Origin of the sequence: Streptomyces sp. NBC_00289 (assembly GCF_041435115.1) — a bacterium.
GTDB lineage: Bacteria > Actinomycetota > Actinomycetes > Streptomycetales > Streptomycetaceae > Streptomyces.
Map to the genome: position 1 here is coordinate 1911244 of NZ_CP108046.1, position 22185 is coordinate 1933428.

22 protein-coding genes and 1 pseudogene are annotated in these 22185 nt (G+C 72.7%); 9 read left to right on the forward strand and 14 right to left on the reverse strand.

Annotated features, from left to right (window positions below):
* Nucleotides 1-12: 12 nt before the first annotated feature.
* The 4 genes and pseudogenes from mbhE to OG985_RS09125 form a co-directional block, all read right to left on the reverse strand.
* Complete coding sequence (gene mbhE / locus OG985_RS09110; protein ID WP_371667752.1) at nucleotides 13-795, reverse strand: hydrogen gas-evolving membrane-bound hydrogenase subunit E; 783 nt, start codon at nucleotides 793-795, stop codon at nucleotides 13-15.
* Entirely contained in the window at nucleotides 792-1073 is a 282-nt protein-coding gene (locus tag OG985_RS09115) for a Na(+)/H(+) antiporter subunit B (RefSeq protein ID WP_371674311.1), read from the reverse strand. Before OG985_RS09115 ends, mbhE begins: the two co-directional genes overlap by 4 nt.
* A gap of 12 nt (nucleotides 1074-1085) precedes the next feature.
* Nucleotides 1086-1517, reverse strand: a pseudogene (locus OG985_RS09120) (monovalent cation/H+ antiporter complex subunit F); the annotation flags it as partial.
* Nucleotides 1514-1696, reverse strand: a complete 183-nt coding sequence (locus OG985_RS09125; RefSeq protein WP_371667753.1) for a hypothetical protein — start codon at nucleotides 1694-1696, stop codon at nucleotides 1514-1516. The gene OG985_RS09125 and the pseudogene OG985_RS09120, both read right to left, overlap by 4 nt.
* A 247-nt stretch (nucleotides 1697-1943) precedes the next feature.
* Between OG985_RS09125 and OG985_RS09130 the strand changes: the two genes are divergently transcribed.
* Together OG985_RS09130 and OG985_RS09135 are read left to right on the forward strand one after the other, a co-directional pair.
* Complete coding sequence (locus OG985_RS09130) at nucleotides 1944-2492, forward strand: VanZ family protein (protein WP_371667754.1); 549 nt, start codon at nucleotides 1944-1946, stop codon at nucleotides 2490-2492.
* A 132-nt stretch (nucleotides 2493-2624) separates the two neighbouring features.
* Nucleotides 2625-3863 (forward strand): RICIN domain-containing protein, encoded by a 1239-nt coding sequence (locus tag OG985_RS09135; protein ID WP_371667755.1) that lies wholly within the window; start codon nucleotides 2625-2627, stop codon nucleotides 3861-3863.
* 63 nt (nucleotides 3864-3926) lie between these two features.
* On the opposite strand, the gene OG985_RS09140 is transcribed toward OG985_RS09135, so the two are convergent.
* From OG985_RS09140 to OG985_RS09150, 3 genes are read right to left on the reverse strand one after another with little or no spacing between them, the layout of a single operon-like run.
* Nucleotides 3927-4163 (reverse strand): hypothetical protein, encoded by a 237-nt coding sequence (locus OG985_RS09140; RefSeq protein WP_371667756.1) that lies wholly within the window; start codon nucleotides 4161-4163, stop codon nucleotides 3927-3929.
* 42 nt (nucleotides 4164-4205) lie between these two features.
* Nucleotides 4206-5222 (reverse strand): DNA topoisomerase IB, encoded by a 1017-nt coding sequence (locus tag OG985_RS09145; protein WP_371667757.1) that lies wholly within the window; start codon nucleotides 5220-5222, stop codon nucleotides 4206-4208.
* Nucleotides 5223-5232: 10 nt separating this feature from the next.
* Complete coding sequence (locus tag OG985_RS09150; protein WP_371667758.1) at nucleotides 5233-6042, reverse strand: SDR family oxidoreductase; 810 nt, start codon at nucleotides 6040-6042, stop codon at nucleotides 5233-5235.
* A gap of 125 nt (nucleotides 6043-6167) precedes the next feature.
* Between OG985_RS09150 and OG985_RS09155 the strand changes: the two genes are divergently transcribed.
* The 5 genes from OG985_RS09155 (at nucleotide 6168) to OG985_RS09175 (ending at nucleotide 11570) form a co-directional block, all read left to right on the forward strand.
* Complete coding sequence (locus OG985_RS09155; protein WP_371667759.1) at nucleotides 6168-7205, forward strand: PHP domain-containing protein; 1038 nt, start codon at nucleotides 6168-6170, stop codon at nucleotides 7203-7205.
* A 41-nt stretch (nucleotides 7206-7246) separates the two neighbouring features.
* Nucleotides 7247-7903: an HAD family hydrolase gene (locus tag OG985_RS09160; protein WP_371667760.1), complete on the forward strand. Its 657-nt coding sequence runs from the start codon at nucleotides 7247-7249 to the stop codon at nucleotides 7901-7903.
* A gap of 31 nt (nucleotides 7904-7934) precedes the next feature.
* On the forward strand, nucleotides 7935-9128 hold the full coding sequence (locus tag OG985_RS09165) for an aromatic acid exporter family protein (protein WP_371667761.1): 1194 nt from the start codon (nucleotides 7935-7937) through the stop codon (nucleotides 9126-9128).
* A 291-nt stretch (nucleotides 9129-9419) separates the two neighbouring features.
* Nucleotides 9420-10388, forward strand: a complete 969-nt coding sequence (locus tag OG985_RS09170) for an SDR family NAD(P)-dependent oxidoreductase (RefSeq protein ID WP_371667762.1) — start codon at nucleotides 9420-9422, stop codon at nucleotides 10386-10388.
* Nucleotides 10389-10541: 153 nt separating this feature from the next.
* Nucleotides 10542-11570, forward strand: a complete 1029-nt coding sequence (locus OG985_RS09175; RefSeq protein WP_371667763.1) for an SDR family oxidoreductase — start codon at nucleotides 10542-10544, stop codon at nucleotides 11568-11570.
* A 111-nt stretch (nucleotides 11571-11681) separates the two neighbouring features.
* Here OG985_RS09175 and nrfD read toward each other — a convergent pair whose 3' ends face one another.
* The 7 genes from nrfD to OG985_RS09210 form a co-directional block, all read right to left on the reverse strand.
* Nucleotides 11682-12653, reverse strand: a complete 972-nt coding sequence (gene nrfD, locus OG985_RS09180; protein ID WP_371667764.1) for an NrfD/PsrC family molybdoenzyme membrane anchor subunit — start codon at nucleotides 12651-12653, stop codon at nucleotides 11682-11684.
* Nucleotides 12650-13522 carry a 4Fe-4S dicluster domain-containing protein gene (locus tag OG985_RS09185; protein WP_371667765.1) on the reverse strand — a complete coding sequence of 291 codons (873 nt, stop codon included), beginning with the start codon at nucleotides 13520-13522 and terminating at the stop codon, nucleotides 12650-12652. The genes nrfD and OG985_RS09185 overlap by 4 nt, the downstream gene beginning before the upstream one ends.
* Complete coding sequence (fdh, locus tag OG985_RS09190) at nucleotides 13519-16764, reverse strand: formate dehydrogenase (RefSeq protein WP_371667766.1); 3246 nt, start codon at nucleotides 16762-16764, stop codon at nucleotides 13519-13521. Before fdh ends, OG985_RS09185 begins: the two co-directional genes overlap by 4 nt.
* A 29-nt stretch (nucleotides 16765-16793) precedes the next feature.
* A complete protein-coding gene (locus OG985_RS09195) occupies nucleotides 16794-17117 on the reverse strand; it encodes a hypothetical protein (RefSeq protein WP_371667767.1) in 324 nt (107 codons plus the stop codon).
* 61 nt (nucleotides 17118-17178) lie between these two features.
* Entirely contained in the window at nucleotides 17179-18468 is a 1290-nt protein-coding gene (locus tag OG985_RS09200) for an ROK family protein (protein ID WP_371667768.1), read from the reverse strand.
* A gap of 140 nt (nucleotides 18469-18608) precedes the next feature.
* Complete coding sequence (locus OG985_RS09205) at nucleotides 18609-19577, reverse strand: phosphotransferase family protein (protein ID WP_371667769.1); 969 nt, start codon at nucleotides 19575-19577, stop codon at nucleotides 18609-18611.
* Between the two features lie 78 nt (nucleotides 19578-19655).
* Nucleotides 19656-19904, reverse strand: coding sequence for a hypothetical protein (locus tag OG985_RS09210; RefSeq protein ID WP_371667770.1), 249 nt, complete (start codon nucleotides 19902-19904; stop codon nucleotides 19656-19658).
* A 112-nt stretch (nucleotides 19905-20016) separates the two neighbouring features.
* On the opposite strand from OG985_RS09210, the gene OG985_RS09215 reads away from it, so the two are divergent.
* On the forward strand, nucleotides 20017-20511 hold the full coding sequence (locus tag OG985_RS09215) for an FBP domain-containing protein (RefSeq protein WP_371667771.1): 495 nt from the start codon (nucleotides 20017-20019) through the stop codon (nucleotides 20509-20511).
* Nucleotides 20512-20920: 409 nt separating this feature from the next.
* Nucleotides 20921-22174, forward strand: coding sequence for an aromatic acid exporter family protein (locus tag OG985_RS09220; protein ID WP_371667772.1), 1254 nt, complete (start codon nucleotides 20921-20923; stop codon nucleotides 22172-22174).
* Nucleotides 22175-22185 lie beyond the last annotated feature (11 nt).

Sequence of the window (22185 nt, forward strand, 5' to 3'; positions counted from 1 at the left end):
CTCACAGCGCTCTCACCTTCCGCCCTCTTCCTTTTTCTCTCCGCTGCCCTTCCCGGCCTTCGCGTCCGCGTCCTCGATCTCGACGGCCTGGTCCAGGAAGTGGGCGAGCAGGACGACGACCGCGCAGGCGACCTCCATGCCGACGGCCGCGTTCAGCAGGGGCACCGAGCCGCCGGAGGACAGCGTGTTGAACGTGCCGTACGGCAGCAGCGTGTTGGCCAGGAAGGCGGTGCCGCCGATGAGGCCGGCGAGTCCGGTGACGAGGAAGGCGCAGACCGCGACCGCGTCCCCCACCTCGTACGGGCCCAGCGGCCGGACGCGTTCCAGGGCGCGGTAGTCGACACCCAGGTACAGCAGGTGCAGGGCGGTGGCGGCGACGATGCCGCCCTGGAAGCCGCCGCCCGGGCTGAGTTGGCCGTGTGCGACGACGTACAGCCCGGTGAGCAGGGCGACCGGCAGGGCGAGGAGGGCGTAGCGGCGTACGGGGCGGGCCACCTCCTCGGGTTCGGGCCGCGCCCGGTGTTCGCCGCGGGTCTGCCGCAACAGGACCACGCAGCCCAGGACGGCGGCGAACAGGATGGTCATCTCGCCGAGGGTGTCGTAGGCGCGCTGGTCGAAGTTGACGGAGGCCACGGTGTTGGCGGTGTGCCGGGCGAGGGTCTCGCGGACCGCCCGGTCGCCGTAGGGGTGCCGGTCGCCGCCGAAGGCCGGCAGCTTCAGGCAGGCCGCGACGAGGAGGGCGGCCAGGCCCGCGCCGCCGACCGCGAGGAGGCGGAGCCTGGTGCGCCGGCTCACCGTCCGCCTCCCTTCCCGCGGTCGCCTTCGTCCTTCTTCACGCCCCGCCGTCCGACCTTGCGGACGGCGAGCAGCAGCAACAGCGGGGTGAGCGCGGAGCCCACGGCCAGCTGCGACAGCGCGACGTCGGGTGCCTGCAGGACGGTGAACAGGAGGGCGAGCACGACGCCGAGCACGGCCAGCACGAGGGCCTGGCGCGCGGGGTCGCGGACGGCCACCGCCGCGGTCGCCGCACCGGCGACCAACAGCAGCGCGACGATGATCAACGCGTCAGTCACGGGGGCCTCCCGGAACGCGCCGGACAGCGCACGTGAGGCGACGAGGTTTCCGCCGATCAGCAGTGCGCCGACGAACAGGAGTTTGGCCATGGCACGGCTCGGTCCGGTGCTGCCGCACAGCGCCACGACGACCGTCGCGCCGAGGCCCGCGGCCGCGCCGGTCAGACCGCGGGCGCGGGGTGGGTCGGCGGCCAGTTCGTCGGCGAGCAGCCGGGCGAAGACGAGGGTGCCGACCGGGCCCAGCAGGGCCAGGACCAGGGCGAGATCGACGTAGGACGGGCGGTCGTAGCCCTCGGAGAGCAGGAGCAGGACGGGGCAGGCGAGCGCGGTCGAGAGGTTCTGTGCCACGACCCGCCGTCGCAGCGGCCCAGTGGCGACGCCCCACAGAGCCGCTCCCATGCCCGCGCCGAGGGTGACGGTCGCGGCGAGCGTCCAGCCGTTCACCGGCTCGCAACCGCCCGTCGGGCGGCCCGCGCCGCGACCGCCGCCACCCCGGCGGCGCCCGCCCCCACCGCGAGTTCCAGGGTGTCCACCGTGCTGACGAGGACCAGCCAGAGCGCGGCGAGAACGGCCCACCAGACCAGGATCTCGGCCAGGGCGAGGAGTGTCGTACGGGGGGTCATGCGCCGTACCTCCTCGGGCACTGCCGGTTCGCCGGTGCGGCGAGATGTCCGTTTCGGTGTTCCGCGCCATCCACACACCGCTCCCGGTGCGGGACGGGGCGGCGCGCGCGGGTCTCAGCCCGGAGTGCCCCGGCGGTACGAAGGGAAACCGTCCGCGCCCGCCACGCGGGGGGCAGGACGGCGGCATCGTCGGCCTGTTCGGGGGTAAGCGGCGTGAGACGCAGGGAAGTTGGCGACTGGAGGACACATGGCCTGGGCAGCCTCACGCACCCGAACGGCGTTGCGCAGACGCGCCGTCAAGACCGAGCCTCCGCCCCGGAAGCCGGAACGGGAGCGGCGCCCGCTGCCCTGGCCGCTGCGTCTGCTGGCGATGCTCTGCGCGTTCGCCGTGATGGTGGCGTTCGCCGTGGTGCTGGCCCGGCTGACGCTGGAGCCCTCCCCCGCGTCGGAGGCGCTGACGCACACCAACATGCATCCGGGCCGCTCCCTGCGGGCCTATCTGGACCAGCCGGCGTTGCGTGACGCGGTGAAGCAGATCGGCGGGAACCTGCTGCTGGGCGTTCCGTTCGGCGTCCTGGTGCCGATCGTGGCCCCGCGGACCCGCGGAATCCTGAAGGTGCTGCTGCTGACCGCGACGGTGATGCTCCTGGTGGAGTTCGCGCAGGGAGCGCTGATCACCGGGCGTGCCTTCGACGTCGACGACGTCATCCTCAACACCAGCGGCGCGCTGATCGGCTACCTCCTGCTGGGCCGTCGGCTGAGCCGGGCGGTGCACGCGCGCGAACGGAAGGTGTGACCGCCTCGGCCGACGTGAATCACTGGTCCGTACCAAGGTATTGACTCCCCCTTATCTCACTCCTTAAATCAAGAGGCACACCCACCCCCCACCTCGGGCGACGCAACGCCGCGCCGTCCGGAAGGGAGAGCCGTGGCCCGCCCACGCCTGCTCCGCAGTTGCCTCTTCGCCGCTCTGTCCGCCGCGCTGGTCGGTTCGGTCACCACCGGGCCGGCCCACGCGGACCCGCCCCCCACCGTCGCCGCCGCGGTGGCCTTCTCCGACACCTTCGACGGACCCGCCGGCGCCGCCGCGGACGCCTCGAAGTGGCAGATCGAGACCGGCGACAACGTCAACAACCACGAACGGCAGTACTACACGGCCGACAACCGCAACGCCGCCCTGGACGGCCAGGGCCATCTGGTGATCACCGCCCGGCGCGAGAACCCGGCCAACTACCAGTGCTGGTACGGAACGTGTCAGTACACCTCGGCCCGGCTGAACACATCCGGGAAGTTCTCGGCGCGGTACGGCCACGTCGAGGCGCGGATGAAGATCCCGCGCGGACAGGGCATGTGGCCCGCGTTCTGGATGCTGGGCGACGACATCGGCCAGGTCGGCTGGCCCAACTCGGGCGAGATCGACGTCATGGAGAACGTCGGCTTCGAGCCCGGGACGGTCCACGGCACCCTCCACGGCCCCGGCTACTCGGGCTCCGGCGGCATCGGCGCGGCCTACTCCCTGCCCGGCGGCCAGGCCTTCGCCGACGCCTTCCACACCTTCGCCGTCGACTGGGCGCCCGGCTCGATCACCTGGACGGTGGACGGCACCGTCTACCAGCGGCGCACACCGGCCGACCTGGGCGGCCGGACCTGGGTGTTCGACAAGCCGTTCTTCCTGATCATGAACCTCGCGGTGGGCGGCTACTGGCCCGGCGACCCGGACGGCTCCACCGCCTTCCCGCAACAGCTCGTCGTCGACTCGGTGTCGGTCACCACCGGTGACACGGCCACCGGCACGGCGATCAAGGGGCTGTCCGGCAAGTGCGTGGACATCGCCGGCGCGAACCCCGCCAACGGCACCCCGGTCCAGCTCTACGACTGCAACGGCACCCCCGCACAGCAGTGGACCGCCGCCTCGGACGGCACGCTCCGCGCGCTCGGCAAGTGTCTGGACGTCACCGGCGGCGGCACCGCGGACGGCACGACCGTCCAGCTGTGGGACTGCACCGGCGGCCCGAACCAGAAATGGGCCGTCAGCGCCGCGCACGACATCGTCAACCCGCAGGCCGACAAGTGCCTCGACGTGACCGGCAACAACCCGGCCAACGGCACCCGGTTGCAGCTGTGGACCTGCGGGGGCGGCGCCAACCAGAAGTGGACGGTCGGCTAGCCCGGGCCCTGCTCGCCGACGCGGTACCAGGTCCGTCGAACCTGGTATCCCGACAGGCAACAGCTAGTGCCGCCGCCAGGTGAACTTGTCCCCGCCCACCCAGCGGACCACCTCCGGGTCGTCCAGGTCGTGGACCGTGATGCCGAACGCGGCGGCGGCCTCCAGCACGTCGGTGACGTCCCTCGCCTCACCGACCACCTGGCCGTCGATTTCCACGATCCGGAACGGCGGCGTGCTCGGCTGCACCCCGAGCACCGTGATCCGCGGATGGGCGATGTGCGGGCTCGTGACTTCGGTCATGCCTAGAGCGTAGAGCTGGAGGAGCGAAGACGGGCGGGCTCGTCAGCCGCCCAGCAGGTCCAGAACCGCCGCCTCGACGGCTCCTTGCGTGGCCGGGCGCCCGAAGTGCCCGTGCTCACCCAGCCGGGTGAGCACGGGCGCGATGGTCTGCCCCTGCTCGAACAGCTCGAAGACACGCGGGGCGATGTAGGAGGCGCGGCACACCGCGGGAGTGTTGCCGAGGTAGTGGCTGACCTCGCGCACGGCCCGGCTCGCCTGGCGGCGCCGGGCGGCCGCGGTGGCGCGGGCCTCCTCGGTGGTGACCGCGAGCGCGACGGCGGCCAGGACGGTGGCGTGCCAGGTCCGGAAGTCCTTCGCCGTGATCTCGGTGCCGGACAGCCGGCGCAGCGCCTCGTTGAGGTCACCGCCGTGCAGGTCGTGCCAGGCACCCCGGTCCCAGTGGGAGAACAGCCGCTCCCCGCCGCGGGGCCGCCGGCGCAGGGCGCGGACCACGGCGAGTGCCTGCTCGTCCGCGAGCGCCCGTACGACCTCGACGCCGCCCTTGGCCGGGTAGCTGAAGGTGATCTCGCCCCGGCCGCAGGTGACGTGCTCGCGCTGCATCGTGGTCAGACCGTACGTCTCGTTCGCGCGGGTGTGCCGGTCGCTGCCGATGCGGAAGAAGCCCAGGTCGAGCAGGCGCACGGCACAGGCCGTGACCCGTGTCCGGCTCAGTCCGCGCCCGTCGAGGTCGCGGGCGACCTGGGCGCGCAGCTCCGGCGGGACCCGCGCGACCTCGCGGACGTGCTCGTGCTTGGCCTGCTCCTGCTGGACGCGGAACCGCTCGTGGTACAGGTACTGGCGGCGCCCGGCGGCGTCGGTGCCGACGGCCTGGAGATGGCCGTTGGGCCACGGGCAGATCCACACGTCGCGCCAGGCGGGCGGGATGGTCAGGTCCCGGATCCGGGCGAGCTGCCCCGGGTCGGTGAGCGGCTGGCCCCGCTCGTCCCGGTAGCGGAAGCCACGGCCACTGCGGACCCGGCTGAAGCCGGGCCCGTCGCAGGAACTGGTGCGCAGTCTCACGGGCGTCGCCTCACGGCCTCCGCCAGTCGTCACTGGTCAGGTGCGAGCCGGCCTGCGGCCCCATCCGCAGCATGCCGCCGTCCACGGTCCAGGAGGCACCGGTGACGTACGAGGCGTCCGGGCCGGCCAGGAAGGCGATGACGGCGGCGACCTCGCGGGCGTCCCCGGGCCGCCCGAGCGGGATGCCGGGCCGGCTCTCGGTGTGCACGTCCGTGTCCTCCTGGCCGGTCATCGGCGTGGCGATCTCACCGGGCGCCACCGCGTTGACGGTGATGCCGTGCTCGGCGAGCTCCAGGGCCATCACCTGGGTGAGCAGGCCGAGGCCTCCCTTGGCCGCGCAGTACGGCGCCGCTCCCACCCGCGGCTGGTGTTCGTGGACCGAAGTCACGTTGACGATCCGCCCGCCCTCGCCCCGCGCGATCATGTGCCGAGCCGCCCGCTGCCCGCACAGGAAGGGCCCGAGCAGGTCGACGTCGAGGACCGCGCGGACATCGGCGGGTTCCAGGTCGAGAAACGGCGTCATGGTGCCCGTACCGGCGTTGTTGACCAGGACGTCGAGGCGGCCGAGCCGCTCGTGGAGTTCGTCCACGGTGTCGGCGGCCTCGGGCAGGCGCGTGAGGTCCATCTGCGCCACGACGGCGCGCCGCCCGTGTGCGCGGACCTCCTCGGCGGTCTCCTCGGCGCCCTCGAGGTCGCTGTGCCAGGTGACACCGACGTCCATGCCCGCCCGGGCCAGCCGGACGGCGGTGGCCCGGCCGATGCCGGAGTCGGCGCCGGTGATCACGGCCACCTTGCTTCCTGGTACGGCGGGATCGGACATGCGGGCCTCCTCGTGGACCGGCGCCGGTGACGGGGCATCGCAGTACCCGGCCCGGCTCGCGGACAAACCGGCCGCATGGCGTGCGGCGTCCGGAGAGCTGGGGAACCCTGGAGGAGGAGGTGGCGATGGACCCTGTCGAGGCCCTGGACCGGATCGCCTTTCTGCTCGAGCGGTCCCTGGCGCCGACCTACCGCGTCCGCGCCTTCCGTACGGCGGCCCGGACGCTGGCCGCGCTGCCCGCGGACCAGGTACGCGAACGAGCCCGCGAGGGAACGCTGGAGTCGCTCAAGGGCATCGGGCCGAAGACCGCTCAGGTGGTGCGCGAGGCGCTGGACGGCGGGATTCCCGGCTATCTGGAGAAGCTGGAGGGCGAGTCCGACGCGCCGCTCGCGCAGGGTGGCGAGCGGCTGCGGGCGCTGCTGCGCGGCGACTGCCATCTGCACTCCGACTGGTCGGACGGCGGCAGCCCGATCGAGGAGATGGGCCGGGCGGCGGCGGACCTCGGCCACGAGTGGGCGGCGCTGACCGACCACTCGCCGCGGCTGACCGTCGCGCGCGGACTCTCGCCCGAGCGGCTGCGCGAGCAACTGGACCTCGTGGCGGAGCTCAACCGGACCTGGGCGCCCTTCCGCCTGCTCACCGGCATCGAGTGCGACATCCTCGAAGACGGCTCGCTCGACCAGGAACCGGAACTGCTCGAACGGCTCGACGTGGTGGTGGTGTCCGTGCACTCCAAGCTGCGCATGGAAGCCCGCGCCATGACGCGGCGCATGGTGACCGCCGTACGCGATCCGCACGCAGACGTGCTCGGACACTGCACCGGGCGGCTGGTGACCGGGCGGGGGCGGCCGGAGTCGGAGTTCGACGCCGACGAGGTGTTCGCGGCCTGCGCGGAGTCGGGCACGGCCGTGGAGATCAACAGCCGGCCCGAGCGGCTCGACCCGCCGCGCCGTCTGCTGCGCCGGGCCGTCGAGGCGGGCGTGCTGTTCTCCGTCGACACCGACGCGCACGCCCCCGGCCAGTTGGACTGGCAGATCTACGGCTGCGCCCGGGCCGAGGAGTGCGGGGTGCCCGCCGAACGGGTGGTCACCACGTGGTCGCGGGACGAACTGCTGGCCTGGACCCGGGAGGGCCGCACGCCGGCCGGCGTGACCGGCCCCTGACGTGGTACCCGCGCGGCGCAACAGGAAGGAAGGACCAGCGTATGGAACGGGCGGCCGTGTTCGACGTCGACGGAACCCTTGTCGACACCAACCACCTCCACGTGGTGACCTGGTGGGAGGCCTTTCGGCAGGCGGGCCACCGGGTTCCCACACACGCCATCCACCGGGCCGTGGGGCTCGGCTCCACCGACCTCGTCGCCCATCTGCTCGGCGACGACCGGGACAAGGATCAGGACGCGGAACTCAGCGCCGCGCACAAGACCCTCTACGGGCAGTACTTCGACCGGCTGCCCGCCCTGCGGGACGCAGGGCGGCTGCTGCGACAGCTCGACGGCAGGGGCTGGGCGGTGGTGCTCGCCACCTCCGCCGGCGGCGCCGAACTGTCCGCGCTGCTCCGGGCGATCGACGCGGACGACGCGATCCGCGGCACCGCGAGCGCCGACGACGTCGACGCGGGCAAGCCCGCGCCCGAGCCGGTCGAACACGCCCTGGAACTCGCTGGGGTGCCCGCCGAGCGGGCGGTGTTCGTCGGCGACACCGTGTGGGACATGGAGGCCGGCACCCGGGCCGGAGTGCGGTGCGTGGGCCTGTTGTGCGGGGGCATCCCCCGCGCCGACCTGACCGAAGCGGGCGCCCAGGCGATCTACGACGACCCGGCGCACCTGCTGTCCTCCCTCGCGAGTAGCCCGTTCGGGTGAGACAGCGGGTCCTGCGGGATACCCACAGCGGATGACTCGTGTGACGGATGCGGTACGCCGGGAGACACATGCCGTCGGCCGGGCCGCGCTGGCCGTACTGCGTGGCCCGGGCCGGGAGCGCGACCTGGTCGTGCAGTCGCTGAAGGCGGCGGCCGCCGCGCTGCTCGCCTGGTTCGTGGCGAGCGACTGGCTCGGCGACCCGATGGCCCTGATGGCACCCTGGGCGGCCCTGGTTCTGGTCCAGGCCACTGTCTACAGCTCGCTGCGGCAGGCCGCGCAGCAGGTCACGGCCATCTGCGCCGGGACCCTGCTGGCGTCGGCGGCCCAGGCGATCACCGGCGAGACGCTGGGCGCGCTGGCACTGTCCGTGCCCGTGCTGATGCTGCTCGCCAACTGGCGCCATTTCGGGGACCAGGGCATCTACGCGGCCACCACCGCCGTGTTCACCCTCGCCACCGGCACGGTCAGCGCCTCCGCGGTGGAGCACCGGGTGGGGCAGGCGGCGCTGGGCGCGGCGATCGGGATCGCCGTCAACGCGCTCGTGCTGCCTCCGGTCCATCTGCGGGACGTACGGGAGAACCTCGCGGCGCTCGCCCGGGAGGCGGGGGACGTCCTGCACACCGTCGCCGCCGGCCTGCGGGACGACGAGTGGGACGCGCAGACCGCCGCCGACTGGTCGCACGCCTCGGGACGCCTTGAGGACCGCCTCGACGCACTGCGCTCGGCTCGCGGCTGGAGCAGGGAGGGCCTGCGCCTCACCTCGGGGCCGCTCCGCGCCCTCGCACGGGCGCCTCTGTCGGCCCCGCCGGAGGAGGAGGACGAGCGCTGGAGCCGGATCACCGGCCACATCAGGGCGCTGACCAGAGCACTGGCCGTGACAGCCGACGAGGGGCGCAACCCCGCCCCGCCCGACGGGCCGCTGCAGCGCTCGTACGCGCGGCTGCTGGAGCTGATCGGCGACGCCTGTCACGCGGAGGGCCGCCGCCTGGACGGATGCGCCGACGGGACCGGACCGGACGGCCGGAGCGAGGACACCGCGCGGGAGACGCACCGGCGGTTGCGGGAGGGACTGCGCGAGCACGCCGGACAGGACGCCTCGCAGGCGGTGGCGCTCGGCACCCTTCTCCTCCAGGCGGAGAGCCTCTGGGCCGAGGTGGTCCCCGAGACCCGGAAGAGGCACATGCGGGAGACGCGGGAGAAGGCGCGCCTCTCCGACAGGGAGTGACCCGGATCACCCCATATCGCGACAGAGCGCGGAACACCCAAGGGTGGTTGTCAGTTAAACAAGTCGTGGGTGCGGATGGGACAGTGTCCCCGGGCCTCACCTTCTGCCCACAGGGACGATCGTTCGGCTGAAGCCCTGTGGAGCGTCTCGCCGAGAGGCGACCGCCATCCGCGCCCACCTCAGTACCGCCCCGACCGTGATTCCCCCGTCCGGTCGGGGCTTTCCCTTTCCCGGCCCCGCCGCCACGGCGTCCTTGACTTCGAGAGCACTCCAATCCGTAGCGTGCCCGGTATGAGCACTGCACAGCACAAGATCGGATCGGGCTTCGGCGCCCGCAGCACCGCCGACGACGTCCTCGCCGGCGTCGACCTGAGCGGGCAACTCGCGATCGTGACCGGCGGCTACTCGGGCATCGGCCTGGAGACCACGCGCGCGCTCACCTCGGCGGGCGCCCGGGTCGTCGTCCCGGCCCGCCGTCCCGCCGTGGCCCGGGAGGCCCTGGCCGGGCTCGACGAGGTCGAGGTGGACGAACTGGACCTCGGTGACCTGGACAGCGTCCGCGGCTTCGCCGACCGGTTCCTCGCCTCGGGCCGCCCGGTCGACCTCGTGATCGACAACGCCGGCATCATGGCCTGCCCGGAAACCCGCGTCGGGCCCGGCTGGGAGGCGCAGTTCGCGACGAACCACCTCGGCCACTTCGCGCTCGTCAACCGGCTGTGGCCGGCGATCGAGCCCGGCGGCGCCCGGGTGGTGTCCGTCTCCTCGCGCGGCCACCACTTCTCCGGTATCCGCTGGGACGACGTCGACTGGCGCGAGGGCTACGACAAGTGGGCCGCGTACGGGCAGGCGAAGACGGCGAACGTCCTGTTCGCCGTCCACCTCGACCGACTCGGCCGCGATCACGGCGTCCGGGCCTTCGCGCTGCACCCCGGCGGGATCCTCACCCCGCTGCAACGCCACCTGCCCAAGGAGGAGATGGTGGCGAACGGCTGGATCGACGAGGAAGGCAACCCGATCCCGCAGGAGGGCCTGAAGACCCCGCAGCAGGGCGCCGCCACCCAGGTCTGGGCCGCGACCTCGCCGCAGCTGGCCGGACTGGGCGGCGTGTACCTGGAGGACTGCGACATCGCCGAGCCCGCCCCCGCCGACGGCGAGCGGACCGGCGTCAAGGACTGGGCGACCGACCCCGAGCAGGCGGCCCGCCTGTGGGACCTGTCGGCCGAGCGGACGGGCGTGAACGCCTTCACCGCCGGAACCTGACGCCGGGGACGGCCCTGCCGCCGGGCCGGCACCTCGCCGCCGGGCCGACACCTCTACGGCCGTCGCCCACGCGCCGGGTCCGCCCCGGCGCGTGCATGCGGTGCGCCCGGGTACTCGGCCGCCCCGGGACCACGTGGCCGAGAGGAGCCGAAGGTGAACAGCGCAACGGGCAGCAGGATCGTCGTCACGGGCGCCACCGGCAATGTCGGCACCAGCGTGGTGCGCCTCCTCTCCGAGGACCCGGAGGTGGGGTCCGTGCGGGGTCTCGCCCGCCGGCTGCCGGACTGGTCGCCCCGGAAGACGGACTGGTCCGCGGTCGACCTGGCGTCCGAACAGGCCGACCTCGTCAAGGAGTTCACCGGCGCCGACGCCGTGATCCACCTGGCCTGGGCGTTCCAGCCGACGCACGATCCGGCGGCGACCTGGCGCACCAACGTGCTGGGCTCCATCCGGGTGTTCGAGGCGGTGGCGGCGGCCGGGGTGCCGACGCTGGTGCACGCGTCGTCGGTCGGCGCGTACTCGCCGGGGCCGAAGGACCACACGGTGGACGAGTCGTGGCCGACCCACGGCTGGCCGGACGCCGCGTACTGCCGGGAGAAGGCCTACCTGGAGCGGGCCCTGGACACCTTCGAACACGAGCACCCCCGCGTCCGGGTGGTACGGATGCGGCCCGCGTTCCTCTTCAAGCGGGCGTCGGCGAGCGAGCAGCGCCGCATCTTCGGCGGCCGCTTCCTGCCGGGCCCGCTGGCGCGACCCGAGCTGCTCCCCTTCCTCCCCGACATCCCGGGACTGCGGGTACAGGCACTGCACACCGACGACGCGGCCGAGGCGTACCGGCTGGCGGTGCGTTCCGAGGTCCGCGGCGCCTTCAACCTGGCGGCCGATCCGCCGGTCGACGCGGAACTGCTGGGCGAGATGCTCGGCGTCCGTCCGGTACGGCTGCCACGCACCGCGGCCCGCTCGGCGATCGCCGCCGCGTGGGGGCTGCATCTGCTGCCCGCCTCCCCCCACCTGTTCGACGCGGTCCTCAGGCTGCCCCTGATGGACTCCACGCGCGCACGCGCCGAACTGGGCTGGGAGCCGCGGTACACGGCGACGGAGGTCCTGGCGGAGTTCCTCCAGGGACTCCAGCGCGGCGAGGGCGCGGACACCGAGCCGATGCGGGGCCGCAAGATCGGCTGACCGGTTGCCGCCCGTGCGGCGGGACGAGCGACCGGGTGGCCTCCCTACGGAGGACCCCCGGCGCCGGGCATGCGAGGGGGCACGGCCCGCCGGCCGGATGATGCCCGCCGGTCACCCCTCGGGCCGGGGCGCTTCCCCCGCTGCCCGCTCCCGGTCGAGCTGTTCGCGCTGGGGGCCCACCGTGTACTTCGGGTCGCGGGCCGACGCGACGCCCGCCGCGAACACCCCGAACCGGGTGCACGCCGACCCGGCGAGCAGGGCCAGACCCGAGGCGACGGCGGGTCCGCGACGGTCGCCGAGCAGGACGGCTCCCGCCGCGCCCGCGACGGTCAGCAGGCGCGCCGTGCGCAGCAGGGTGCCCGCCCGGCCCTCCTGCCAGGTCTCGGCGACGATGCCGAGCCGCTGCTCGGCCGCCTTCGACACCACCGTGTCGGCGACCGCGGCCAGCCCGGCGGCGCAGCGCGCGGGCGCGTTCTCCGCCGTCGTCCCGGCGACGAGCGCCATGCCGGCCGCGGCGGCCGTCGCGGAGGCGGCGAACAGGTAGGGCAGTTCACGGTGGACGCCGTGCCAGGCGGGCACGGCCGTGTCCGCCGCCAGCACTCCGGTGTAGGTCGCGACCGCGGGCCCCAGCAGGGCGGCCGCCGTGGTGGCCGCCGCTCCGGTCCTGGGCAGCCGGCCGCTCACCGCGCTCGCGGCGGCGACCCCCGCCGCGGGTGCGTAGGCGGACAGCAGCCAGGAGCCCACGTTCATCGGCGAGGTCGGCTTGAACACGCGGAGCATGTTCGCGAAACGGCCGGGCCGTCCCAGGTCGTGGACGAGGGCGACGGTGGACAGCGAGATCGCGGTGAGCGAGGAGATCTTGAGCGCCGTCGCGGTGGTGGTACGCCCGGTGAGCTGGGCGCCCGCGGCCAGCACCGACCCGGCTCCCGCGAGCCCGCCGAGGAAGAAGTACCCGGCGATGTCGGGTGCCGCCCAGGAGGGCGCCTTGATGACCGGCCGCCCGTAGTACGACTGGAACTCGGCCCGCGGTACGACGGAGCGCTCGCCCCCGCGCCGGCGACGGGTGCCCGGGGCGCTGGTCATCGGCGTCCCCTTCCGGACAGCGCGAAGGACAGCGCGACGCCGCCCAGCAGCGACACGGCCGCCGCTCCGGCGTGCTTCCACATCGCCGGCAGATCGCGGGTGGTGACGACGGGGTGCGGCGGCAGGCCGTACACCTCCGGTTCGTCGAGCAGCAGGAAGAACGCGCCGTCGCCGCCGACCCCGTCCTCGGGGTCGTGGCCGTACAGCCGGGCCTCCGGGACGCCCGCCTCGTGGAGTTCGTCCACGCGCAGCGCGGCCCGCTCCCGCAGTTCGTCCAGCGGGCCGAACTGGATGGACTCCGTCGGACAGGCCTTGGCGCAGGCGGGTTCCTGACCGGCACCGAGGCGGTCGTAGCACATCGTGCACTTGAACGCCCGTCCGTCGGCGGGCCGTTGCTCGATGACGCCGTACGGGCAGGCGGGTACGCAGTAGCCGCAGCCGTTGCAGATGTCCTCCTGCACGACGACCGTGCCGAACTCGGTGCGGAACAGGGAGCCGGTGGGGCAGACGTCCAGGCACGCCGCGTGGGTGCAGTGCTTGCACACGTCGGAGGACATCAGCCAGCGCATCTCGCCGCCCTCGTCCTCCGGGGACGACGACGGCGACGGCGACGGTGTCGACTGCTGCGCGGCCAGGGGCAGTTCGGTGCGGCCGTCGGGCCGGGGCTGTTCGATGAAGGCGACGTGCCGCCATGTGGACGCGCCGAGCGCCTCCGTGTTGTCGTACGACATGCCGGTCAGCGACAGCCCGTCCTCGGGGATCGCGTTCCACTCCTTGCAGGCCACCTCGCACGCCTTGCAGCCGATGCAGACGGAGGTGTCGGTGAAGAAGCCGACCCGCTCCGCGCCGTCCGTGGGTACTTCGCTCATTTCCTGGGCTCCGTCCCGGTCTTGTCGCTGATGTGGGCCCGCCTGCGGTATTCGGCGACCAGCTTCGGCAGGTCCGGTCCGCGGGGGCGGCGGCCGGGACGGATGTCAGCGGTCAGGGCCTTGTCCTCCTGGATGTGGGCGTTGGGATCGAGGGCGATGGCGACGAGTTCGTTGGCCGCGTCCCCGGTGGCGACGCCGTTGGGCCCCCAGTGGAAAGGCAGTCCGATCTGGTGGACCGTGCGGCCCTGCACCCTCAGCGGACGGATCCGTTCGGTGACCATCACGCGCGCCTCGACGGCGTTGCGCGCGGTGACGATGGTGGCCCAGCCGCCGTGTTCCAGGCCGCGTTCCCGTGCCAGCGCGGGCGAGATCTCGCAGAAGAACTCCGGTTGCAGCTCGGAGAGATACCCCGACCAACGGCTCATTCCGCCCGCAGTGAAGTGTTCGGTCAGCCGGTGCGTGGTGACGATGTACGGGAAGACGCCGGCGCCCTTCTCGTCGCCGCTCGGGTGGTAGCGGTTGCCCTCCCGTGCCAGCAGCTGCCGTACCGGCGAGCGCGGGGTCGACGGGTACAGGGCGTTGGTGAAGGGCGAGTCCTGGGGCTCGTAGTGGGTGGGCAGCGGTCCATCCTCCAGGCCGGCCGGGGTGAACAGCCAGCCCTTGCCGTCGGCCTGCATGATGAACGGGTCGTCGCCGCGCAGCGCGTCGGGCCCCTTGGCGTCGTCGTCGGGTACGTGGTCGGGCGCCCGGTCGGGGATGAAGTCGGGGACGTCCCGCCCGGTCCACCGGCCCGCGTCCGCGTCCCACCACACGTACTTCTTGCGTTCGCTCCACGGGCTGCCGTCGGGGGCCGCCGAGGCACGGTTGTAGAGGATCCGCCGGTTGGCGGGCCACGCCCAGGCCCATTCGGCGGCCACCCAGTCCTGTTCGCTGCCGGGTTTGCGGCGGGCGGCCTGGTTGACGCCGTCGGCGTACACACCGCAGTAGATCCAGCAGCCGCACCGGGTGGAACCGTCGTCCTTGAGCTGCGTGTACGCGCTGAGCGGGGCGCCGTCCGGGCCGTGGCCGTTGATCTCGGCGAGTACGGCGTCGGCGACGGGTTCCTCGAGCGGGCCGTTCACGGGGTAGTCCCAGGCCAGGTCGAGGATGGCGCGGTCCATGGGGTCGGTGGAGCCGGCCAGCTTCTCCCGGATGCGCCGGCCGAGGTGGTACGTGAACCACAGGTCGCTGCGCGCGTCGCCCTCGGGTTCCACGGCCGTGTGGTGCCACTGCACCCAGCGGTTGGTGTTGGTGAAGGAGCCGGACTTCTCGGTGTGGGAGGCGGCCGGGAAGAAGAACACCTCGGTGCCGATGTCCTCGGTGCGCAGTTCCCCGGTCTCGATCTCGGGGCCGTCCTGCCACCAGGTCGCCGACTCGATGAGGGAGAAGTCGCGCACGACCAGCCACTCGAGGTTCGCCATGCCGAGACGTTGCAGGCGGGTGTTGGCGGAGCCGACGGCCGGGTTCTCCCCCATCAGGAAGTAGCCCTTGCAGGTGCCGTCGAGCTGCGCGGCGACCGTCTGGTAGGTGGAGTGGTCGCCGGTGAGCCGTGGCAGGTGGTCGAAGCAGAAGTCGTTGTCGGGCGTGGCCGCGTCGCCGTAGTACGACTTCAGCAGGCTCACGAAGTACGCCCGCATGTCGCCCCAGAAGCCCTTCTCCGTGCGGCTGGCCTCCACGAAGGTGTCGAGGTCGATGTGGGTGTGGGCGTGCGGCATCGGCAGGTAGCCGGGCAGCAGGTTGTACAGGGTCGGGATGTCGCTCGACCCCTGGATGGAGGCGTGGCCGCGCAGGGCCTGGATGCCGCCGCCGGGGCGGCCGATGTTGCCGAGCAGCAACTGCAGGATGCCGGCCGCGCGGATGTACTGGGAGCCCACCGTGTGCTGGGTCCAGCCGACGGCATAGCAGAAGGAACTGGTCCGATCCGGGCCGGAGTTGGCGGTCAGGTCCGCGCAGACGCGCAGAAAGGTCGCGCGCGGCACACCGCAGATCTCCTCGACCACCTCGGGGGTGTAGCGGGCGTAGTGGCGCTTGAGGACCTGGTAGACGCAGCGCGGGTGCTGGAGCGTCGGGTCGGCGGGGGCCTTCGGGCTGGTGCGGGCGCCGCCCGAGCCGTGGGTCTCCGCGCCGCCGAACGACTTGGTCCGCTCCTCGTACTGTTCGTCGACCTCGCCGGTGGGCTGCTGGACGTCGACGCCCTCGTACTGCCAGCTGTGCGGGTCGTAGTGCCGCTTCTCCTCGTCGAGGCCGGAGAAGACACCGTCGAGGTCCTCGGTGTCGCGGAAGTCCTCGCGGACCAGTGTGGCGGCGTTGGTGTAGTTGAGGACGTACTCGCGGAAGTCCTTCTCCTCGGTGAGCACGTGGTTGATGATGCCGCCGAGGAAGGCGATGTCGGTGCCCGCGCGGATGGGGACGTGCAGGTCGGCCAGGGCGCTGGTGCGGGAGAAGCGCGGGTCGACGTGGATGATCCGGGCGCCGCGCTTCTTGGCCTCCATGACCCACTGGAAGCCGACCGGGTGGGCCTCGGCGTAGTTGGAGCCCTGGATGACGATGCAGTCGGAGTGCTGGAGGTCCTGCATGAAGGTGGTGGCGCCGCCGCGCCCGAAGGAGGTGCCGAGACCGGCCACGGTGGCGCTGTGACAGACCCGGGCCTGGTTCTCCACCTGCACCACGCCGAGACCGGTCAGCAGCTTCTTGATCAGGTAGTTCTCCTCGTTGTCGAGCGTCGCGCCGCCGAGACTGGCGATGCCCATGGTGCGGGCGGTGCGTTTGCCGTCCTGCTCCCACTGCCAGGTCTCGCGCCGGGTGCGGATCACCCGCTCGGCGACCATGTCCATCGCGGTGTCCAGGTCGAGGGGTTCCCAGTCGGTGGCGTGCGGGCGACGGTGGAGGACCTGGTGGCGGCGCGCGGGCCCGGTGGTGAGCTGGAGGGTGGCCGAGCCCTTGGGACACAGCCGGCCACGGCTCACCGGGGAGTCGGGATCGCCCTCGATCTGGACGACCTGCTCGTCCTTGACGTAGACCTGTTGGCCGCACCCGACGGCGCAGTACGGGCAGATGGACTTCACGACCCGGTCGGCGGTGTCGGTGCGCGGGCGCAGCCGTTCGGTGTGCGCGGACTTCGCGGCGCTGCCCCGGCCCGTGCGGTCGGTGCCGGTGAGCTGGCGGTAGACGGGCCAGGAGCGGACCCGGTCGGAGATGCCCATGCTGGCTCCCAGTCGCGATCGGTTCGCGGTCAGGCGGAGGACTCGTCGGGCACGGGGTGCTCCGGGTGTACGGACGCCGACTTCGGGGCGCCCTGTCGGCCCGTGCCCGCCTCGTCGGTGTCCGGTACGTCGGTGTCCGGCACGTCGGTGTCCGGCACCTCGGAAGCCCGCGCGTCGTCCGACCGGCCCGGCTCGCCCGATCCTTCCGGTTCGTTCACGTCGTCGGTGTCGCCGCGTTCGCGCGAGGGCACCACCTCCCAGGGGTCCTCCCCCGCGTGCGCCTGCTGGTCCGGCAGGTCCCGCGGAATGGGGCTGCCGTTCTCACCTGGTCCTTCGTGGCGGTGTTCGGCCACGACGTACTCCCTTCACCGCGGCTGGGCGACAGGCGAGTACCCCGCGACGACCAGCGAAACCTCAGTGCGGTGCCCGCTCCTCCAGGGCCGCGCGCCAGGCCGGGAGGGGCCCCTGCGGCTCGGGCTCGGCGCGCCTGCCGCCGCGGGCGAAGAAGTCGGCCAGCGGCAGGATCGCGGCGCCGACGGTGACCGCGTCGGGGCCGAGCAGGCCCATCTCGACGGTGACCTTCTCGGCCGGGTGGCGCAGGGCGTACGACACCGCGTGCCGGCGTACGGCGGGCAGGAACCGCGCGCCCAGCTGGAGGCCGGCCCAGCCGCCGATGAGGATGCGCTCCGGCTGGAAGAGGTTGATCAGGTCGGACAGGCCGGCCCCCAGGTACTCGGCGGTCTCCTCCAGGACGGCGAGCGCCACCGGGTCGGCCGCGGTGCCCTCGGGCGGGTAGGCGGCGGCCAGCATGGCGGTCAGCGCGGTCTCCTCGTCGACGCCCTCCACCGGGTGCCCGCCCTCCTCACGCCAGCGTTCGAGCAGCGACTCGGCGCCCGCGTACGCCTCGAGGCAGCCGAGGGCTCCGCAGCGGCAGCGGCGCCCCCTGACCCGTACCGTCAGATGACCCCACTCGACGGCCCGGCCGTGCTCCACCTCGGGCGTCACCAGGCAGGCACCGACACCGGAACCGAAGAGGACGACGACCGCGTTGCGGGCGCCGCGGCCACCGCCGAACCACATCTCGGCCTGGCCGAGGGTCTTGGCCCCGTTGTCGATGAAGTAGGGGACGGCGTCCGGGAGTTGGGATCCGGCGCGGAGCAGCTCTTCCAGCGGGACCGCGTCCCAGCCGATCGTCTGCCCGTGCACGACGGCGCCCCGGTCCGGGGTGCGTTCGACGATGCCGGGCACGCCGATGCCGACACCGAGGAGCCGCTCGGGGGCGATGCGGGCGGCGGCGAGCACCTCGGCGATGCCGTCGCGGATGTGACCGACGATGCCCTCGACCTCGTACCGCTGTCGCGCCAACGGGTGCTGCACCCGGGCGAGTTCGGTCAGGGCCAGGTCGAACAGCTCGATCCGCACCCGGGTCTCGCCGACGTCGACGCCGATCATGTAACCGCTGTCGGGTGCCGCGCGCAGCAGGGTGCGGGGGCGGCCGCCGTCGGAGTCGACACTGCCGGCCTCCTCGACCAGGCCGTCGGCGACGAGATCGGCGACGACGTTGCTCACGGAACCGGAGCTGAGCCCGGTCACCGGGCCGAGCTCGAAGCGGCTGAGGGGTCCGTCGAAGTAGAGCCGTTGTAGTACGGCCGTGCGGTTGGCCCGCCTGAGGTCGCGTACCGTGCGCCCGTTCCGCCCCGCCATGTGGCTCCTTCTCCGAACCGCGCCGACCTGCAAGATACCCCTGCGGGGGCGCCGGGCGCGAGTTTCGTCCACCCCTTAATTCACGATCTGAACGAAGCCGTGCGCGGCACCGCGGGCCACATGCGCCCCGGAGACACCTCTCATACGGTGGCGGACTCCTCGATCTCGCGCAGCGCGGCGTCGAGTTCCGGGGCCACGGTGTCCTGGAGCCACCGGTTCTGCTCCGCGCCGATCTCCCGCGGCACCGACTCCGTGAGCATGATCAGGTAGAGGTAGCTGCGGTAGAGGGCGAGGCGGAGCCTGCCGGAGGCGTCGAACGCGGCCCGGCCGCCCGCTTCCCGGTAGCCGGCCAGAAACGCCTCGTCCTTCTCGATGTCGCCGAGCAGGGCGAGGGACACGAAGTCGGCCACCGGATCGCCCCAGAACATGCGCTCCCCGTCGATGAGCCCGCCGACGCGCGGCACCCCTGCCGAGTGGTCGACCAGGATGTTGCCCCGCCACAGGTCGAAGTGGACCAGGCGCGGGACCGTGATCTCGTCGAGGACGTGGTGGGCGGTGCCCAGTGTGCGGGCCACCTCGTCGGCGGGGCGGGGCAGCCGGGCCCGGTAGCGGCGGGCGTCGTCGAGGACCGCGTCGGTCATGGCGGTGAACGCGGTGCGCCAGTCGGCGGCCGGCGGGCCGAGGGCCCCGGACGGGTAACCGAAGCCCGTCCCGGTCACGCGGTGCAGGCGGGCCACCTGACGACCCAACTCCTCGCGCAGAGAAGCCCGTTCGGCGGGCGTGAGCGAGTCGTCCCAGGGATCACCGGGGCAGGCGGTCATCAACAGGTGGCGTTCACCGCTGCCCACGACCTTCGGCGCCGTGACGCCGGCCCGCTCGGCGGCCCGATAGAACTCCGCTTCGGAGACGAGAAGGCGCCGCTCGTGCCGCAGGCCCGGGACGGTCTCCGCGGGCGGCACCTTCAGCACATAGCGACCGCCGTCGGTGAGGAGGAGTTCCTCGACGGTGTTGTAGGTGCCGCCGGTCATCGCGCGCAGGCCCACGAGACGGCCGGGCGGAAGTCCCGCCGCGACCAGAGCCCCCCGCGCCCGCTCCCAGGAATCCACCACAGCTCCCCCACCCCTCCCTCGACCGGCCGGTCCCGGCACGCCCTCGACGTGACGCCCGGCCCGTCCCGAGCCGGCGAGTCACCACCGCGACGCCATGACGCCGCCGCGTGGGCGATGCCGGCCGCCGGTCGGCCGGTGTCGGGCCGACGCTCGGGACGACAGCGTACGGAACGCGCCCTCCAGGAGGGGCATGTCACCGGCCGGTCGGTCCGGGTGCAGGTTCATGGTGATGCGCAGGTCCTGGTCGACCGCCGGCCCCGCGGAGAAGGCGGCGACATGGCGCAGCGCCGCACGCGCCCGCGCCGAAACGGCATCCCGGAAATTCACTGGCTCCCCCGCATATGGCTGCCTAGCCTAGGTGTAAACCTAGTAACCCTAGGTTGTGTTGGGCCCGCAGTAGTCAGGGCTCCAGAGACCACCGACCCAGGAGACCTCCCCCATGAAAGCACTCACCGAGCAGCGCATCCGTGACTCCTTCGTCAACTGCTCGAAGGGAGAGGCCAAGCGTCTCGCCGTGCCCCGGAATCTCGACGAACGCCCCTGGGACGACCTCGACTTCCTCGGCTGGCGCGACCCGGGGGCGCCCGACCGGAGCTATCTGGTCACCGAGCGGGAGGGCCGGCCCGTCGGCGTCACACTGCGCTTCCCGCCCGCCACACGTGGCTTTCTGCACCGAAGCATGTGCTCGCTGTGCCTGACGACGCATCCGGGCGGGGGCGTCTCCCTGATGACGGCCCGCAAGGCGGGAACCGCGGGCCGCGAAGGCAACTCGGTCGGCCTGTACATGTGTACCGACCTGGCCTGCTCCCTCTACGTCCGGGGCAGGAAGGTCCCGGAGAGCGGGAGCCGCTTCGAGGAGAGCCTCACGCTGGAGGAACAGATCGCCCGCACCACGGGCAACCTGGCCGCCTTCCTCGACAGGCTCTATGTCTGACGTCCGAGCCGCCGGCGCCGTGCCTCCCCTGCGGCAACCTCACGAAGGTCGCCGGTCACCCGTCAACGGTCTCGCAGCCCTGCCGCCTCCACCCGGTGAAGGTGGACCGAGGGCGATGTCGTAGGGACCGTCCGGACAGTCGGTGCCGGTGCTGCGGTCGGCCGGCCCCTTTCCAGCCACGAGCGGGCCGGTGATCCGACCGAGCGGAGATCGACGAGATGCAGGGTGCCTTCCCGCGCGACAGCCTGGGCCGGGGGTACGTGAGCGTCGGCCCTGACCTGGTCGCGTTTCCCTCACCTGCCGGTCCGGGATGTTCGCGGTCGGACGGGTACGGGTCCTGGTGCGTCGCGGACAGTTTCGGTCCGCGATGAGTAGCGTCGGTACATCTGTGGAAGGGGTCAGCGCAAGGATGCGAGATGTACGTGAGTTGACGGCGTCGCCTGTGCGGCTGGTGAAGCGGCACCGGGACCCCGTGGTCGTGCAGACGCTGCGGTCGGCGGTCGCGGCGTCACTCGCGTACGTCGTCGCCCTGCGACTGAGTCCCGAGGCGGCGCCGCTCACCGCGCCGCTGACCGCGCTGCTGGTCGTCCAGGTCACCCTGTACGCCACCCTCACCAACGGCATCCGCCGGGTGAACGCCGTGGTGGCCGGGGTCCTGGTCGCCATCGCCTTCAGCATGCTGGTGGGACTGACCTGGTGGAGCCTCGCGCTGCTGATCGTGGCGTCGCTGGGCGTCGGGCATCTGGTGCGGGTCGACGAGTACGTGCCCGAAGTGGCGATCAGCGCGATGCTGGTGCTCGGGGTCACCACCGTCGGGGACACCGCGTGGGCGCGCATCCTGGAGACGCTGATCGGCGCGGTCGTCGGAATGGGCTGCAACCTGCTGCTCGCCCCACCGGTGTGGGTGGACGAGGCGGGCGAGTCGATCGAGGAGCTGGCCCGGCGCGTGCGGCAGCTGATGCTGCGCCTGGGCGAGCAGGCCGCGGGCCGTACGCCCGTCGAGCAGGCGGCGGCCCAGCTGCATGAGGCACGCCGGCTGGACCACGACATCGTGCAGGTGGACGCCGACCTGCGGCAGGCGGAGGACAGCCTGCGGCTCAATCCCCGGGTCCGCGAGGGACTGCTCCACCGGGTGGTGCTGCGCACCGGTCTGGACACGCTGGAGATCTGCACGGTCGTTCTGCGGGTCCTCGCCCGCACCTTCACCGACCTCGCGAAGGAGCGTCATTCCCAGCCGCTGTTCCCGCCGGGGACGGGTACGGCCGTGGAACGGCTGCTGTCCGAGATCGCCGACGCGGTGGTGAGCTTCTCGGTGCTGGTCACCACGGACGTCAGCCACAGTGCGGAGTCGGCGGAGGAACGGCTCAGCGCCGAGTTGCGGCAGGCCGCGACCTCCCGCGACAAACTGGCCCAGCTCCTCCTCGACGAGGTACAGCGCGACACCCGGCACTGGCAACTGCACGGCGCTCTGCTGACGGAGGTCAACCGCATCATCGACGAGCTCGACACCGAGCACCGCTCCCGTCGGCTCTTCGAGGAACTGGACCGGGTCAGCCAGGAGCAGCGCCGGCGGAGGCCCCGGCTCACCCGGCTGCGCGAGAGCGTGCGGGTTCCGGAGCGGTTGCGCCGGAACCGGGGGACGGCCGCCGGTCGTTCTAGGTGACGAAGTCATCG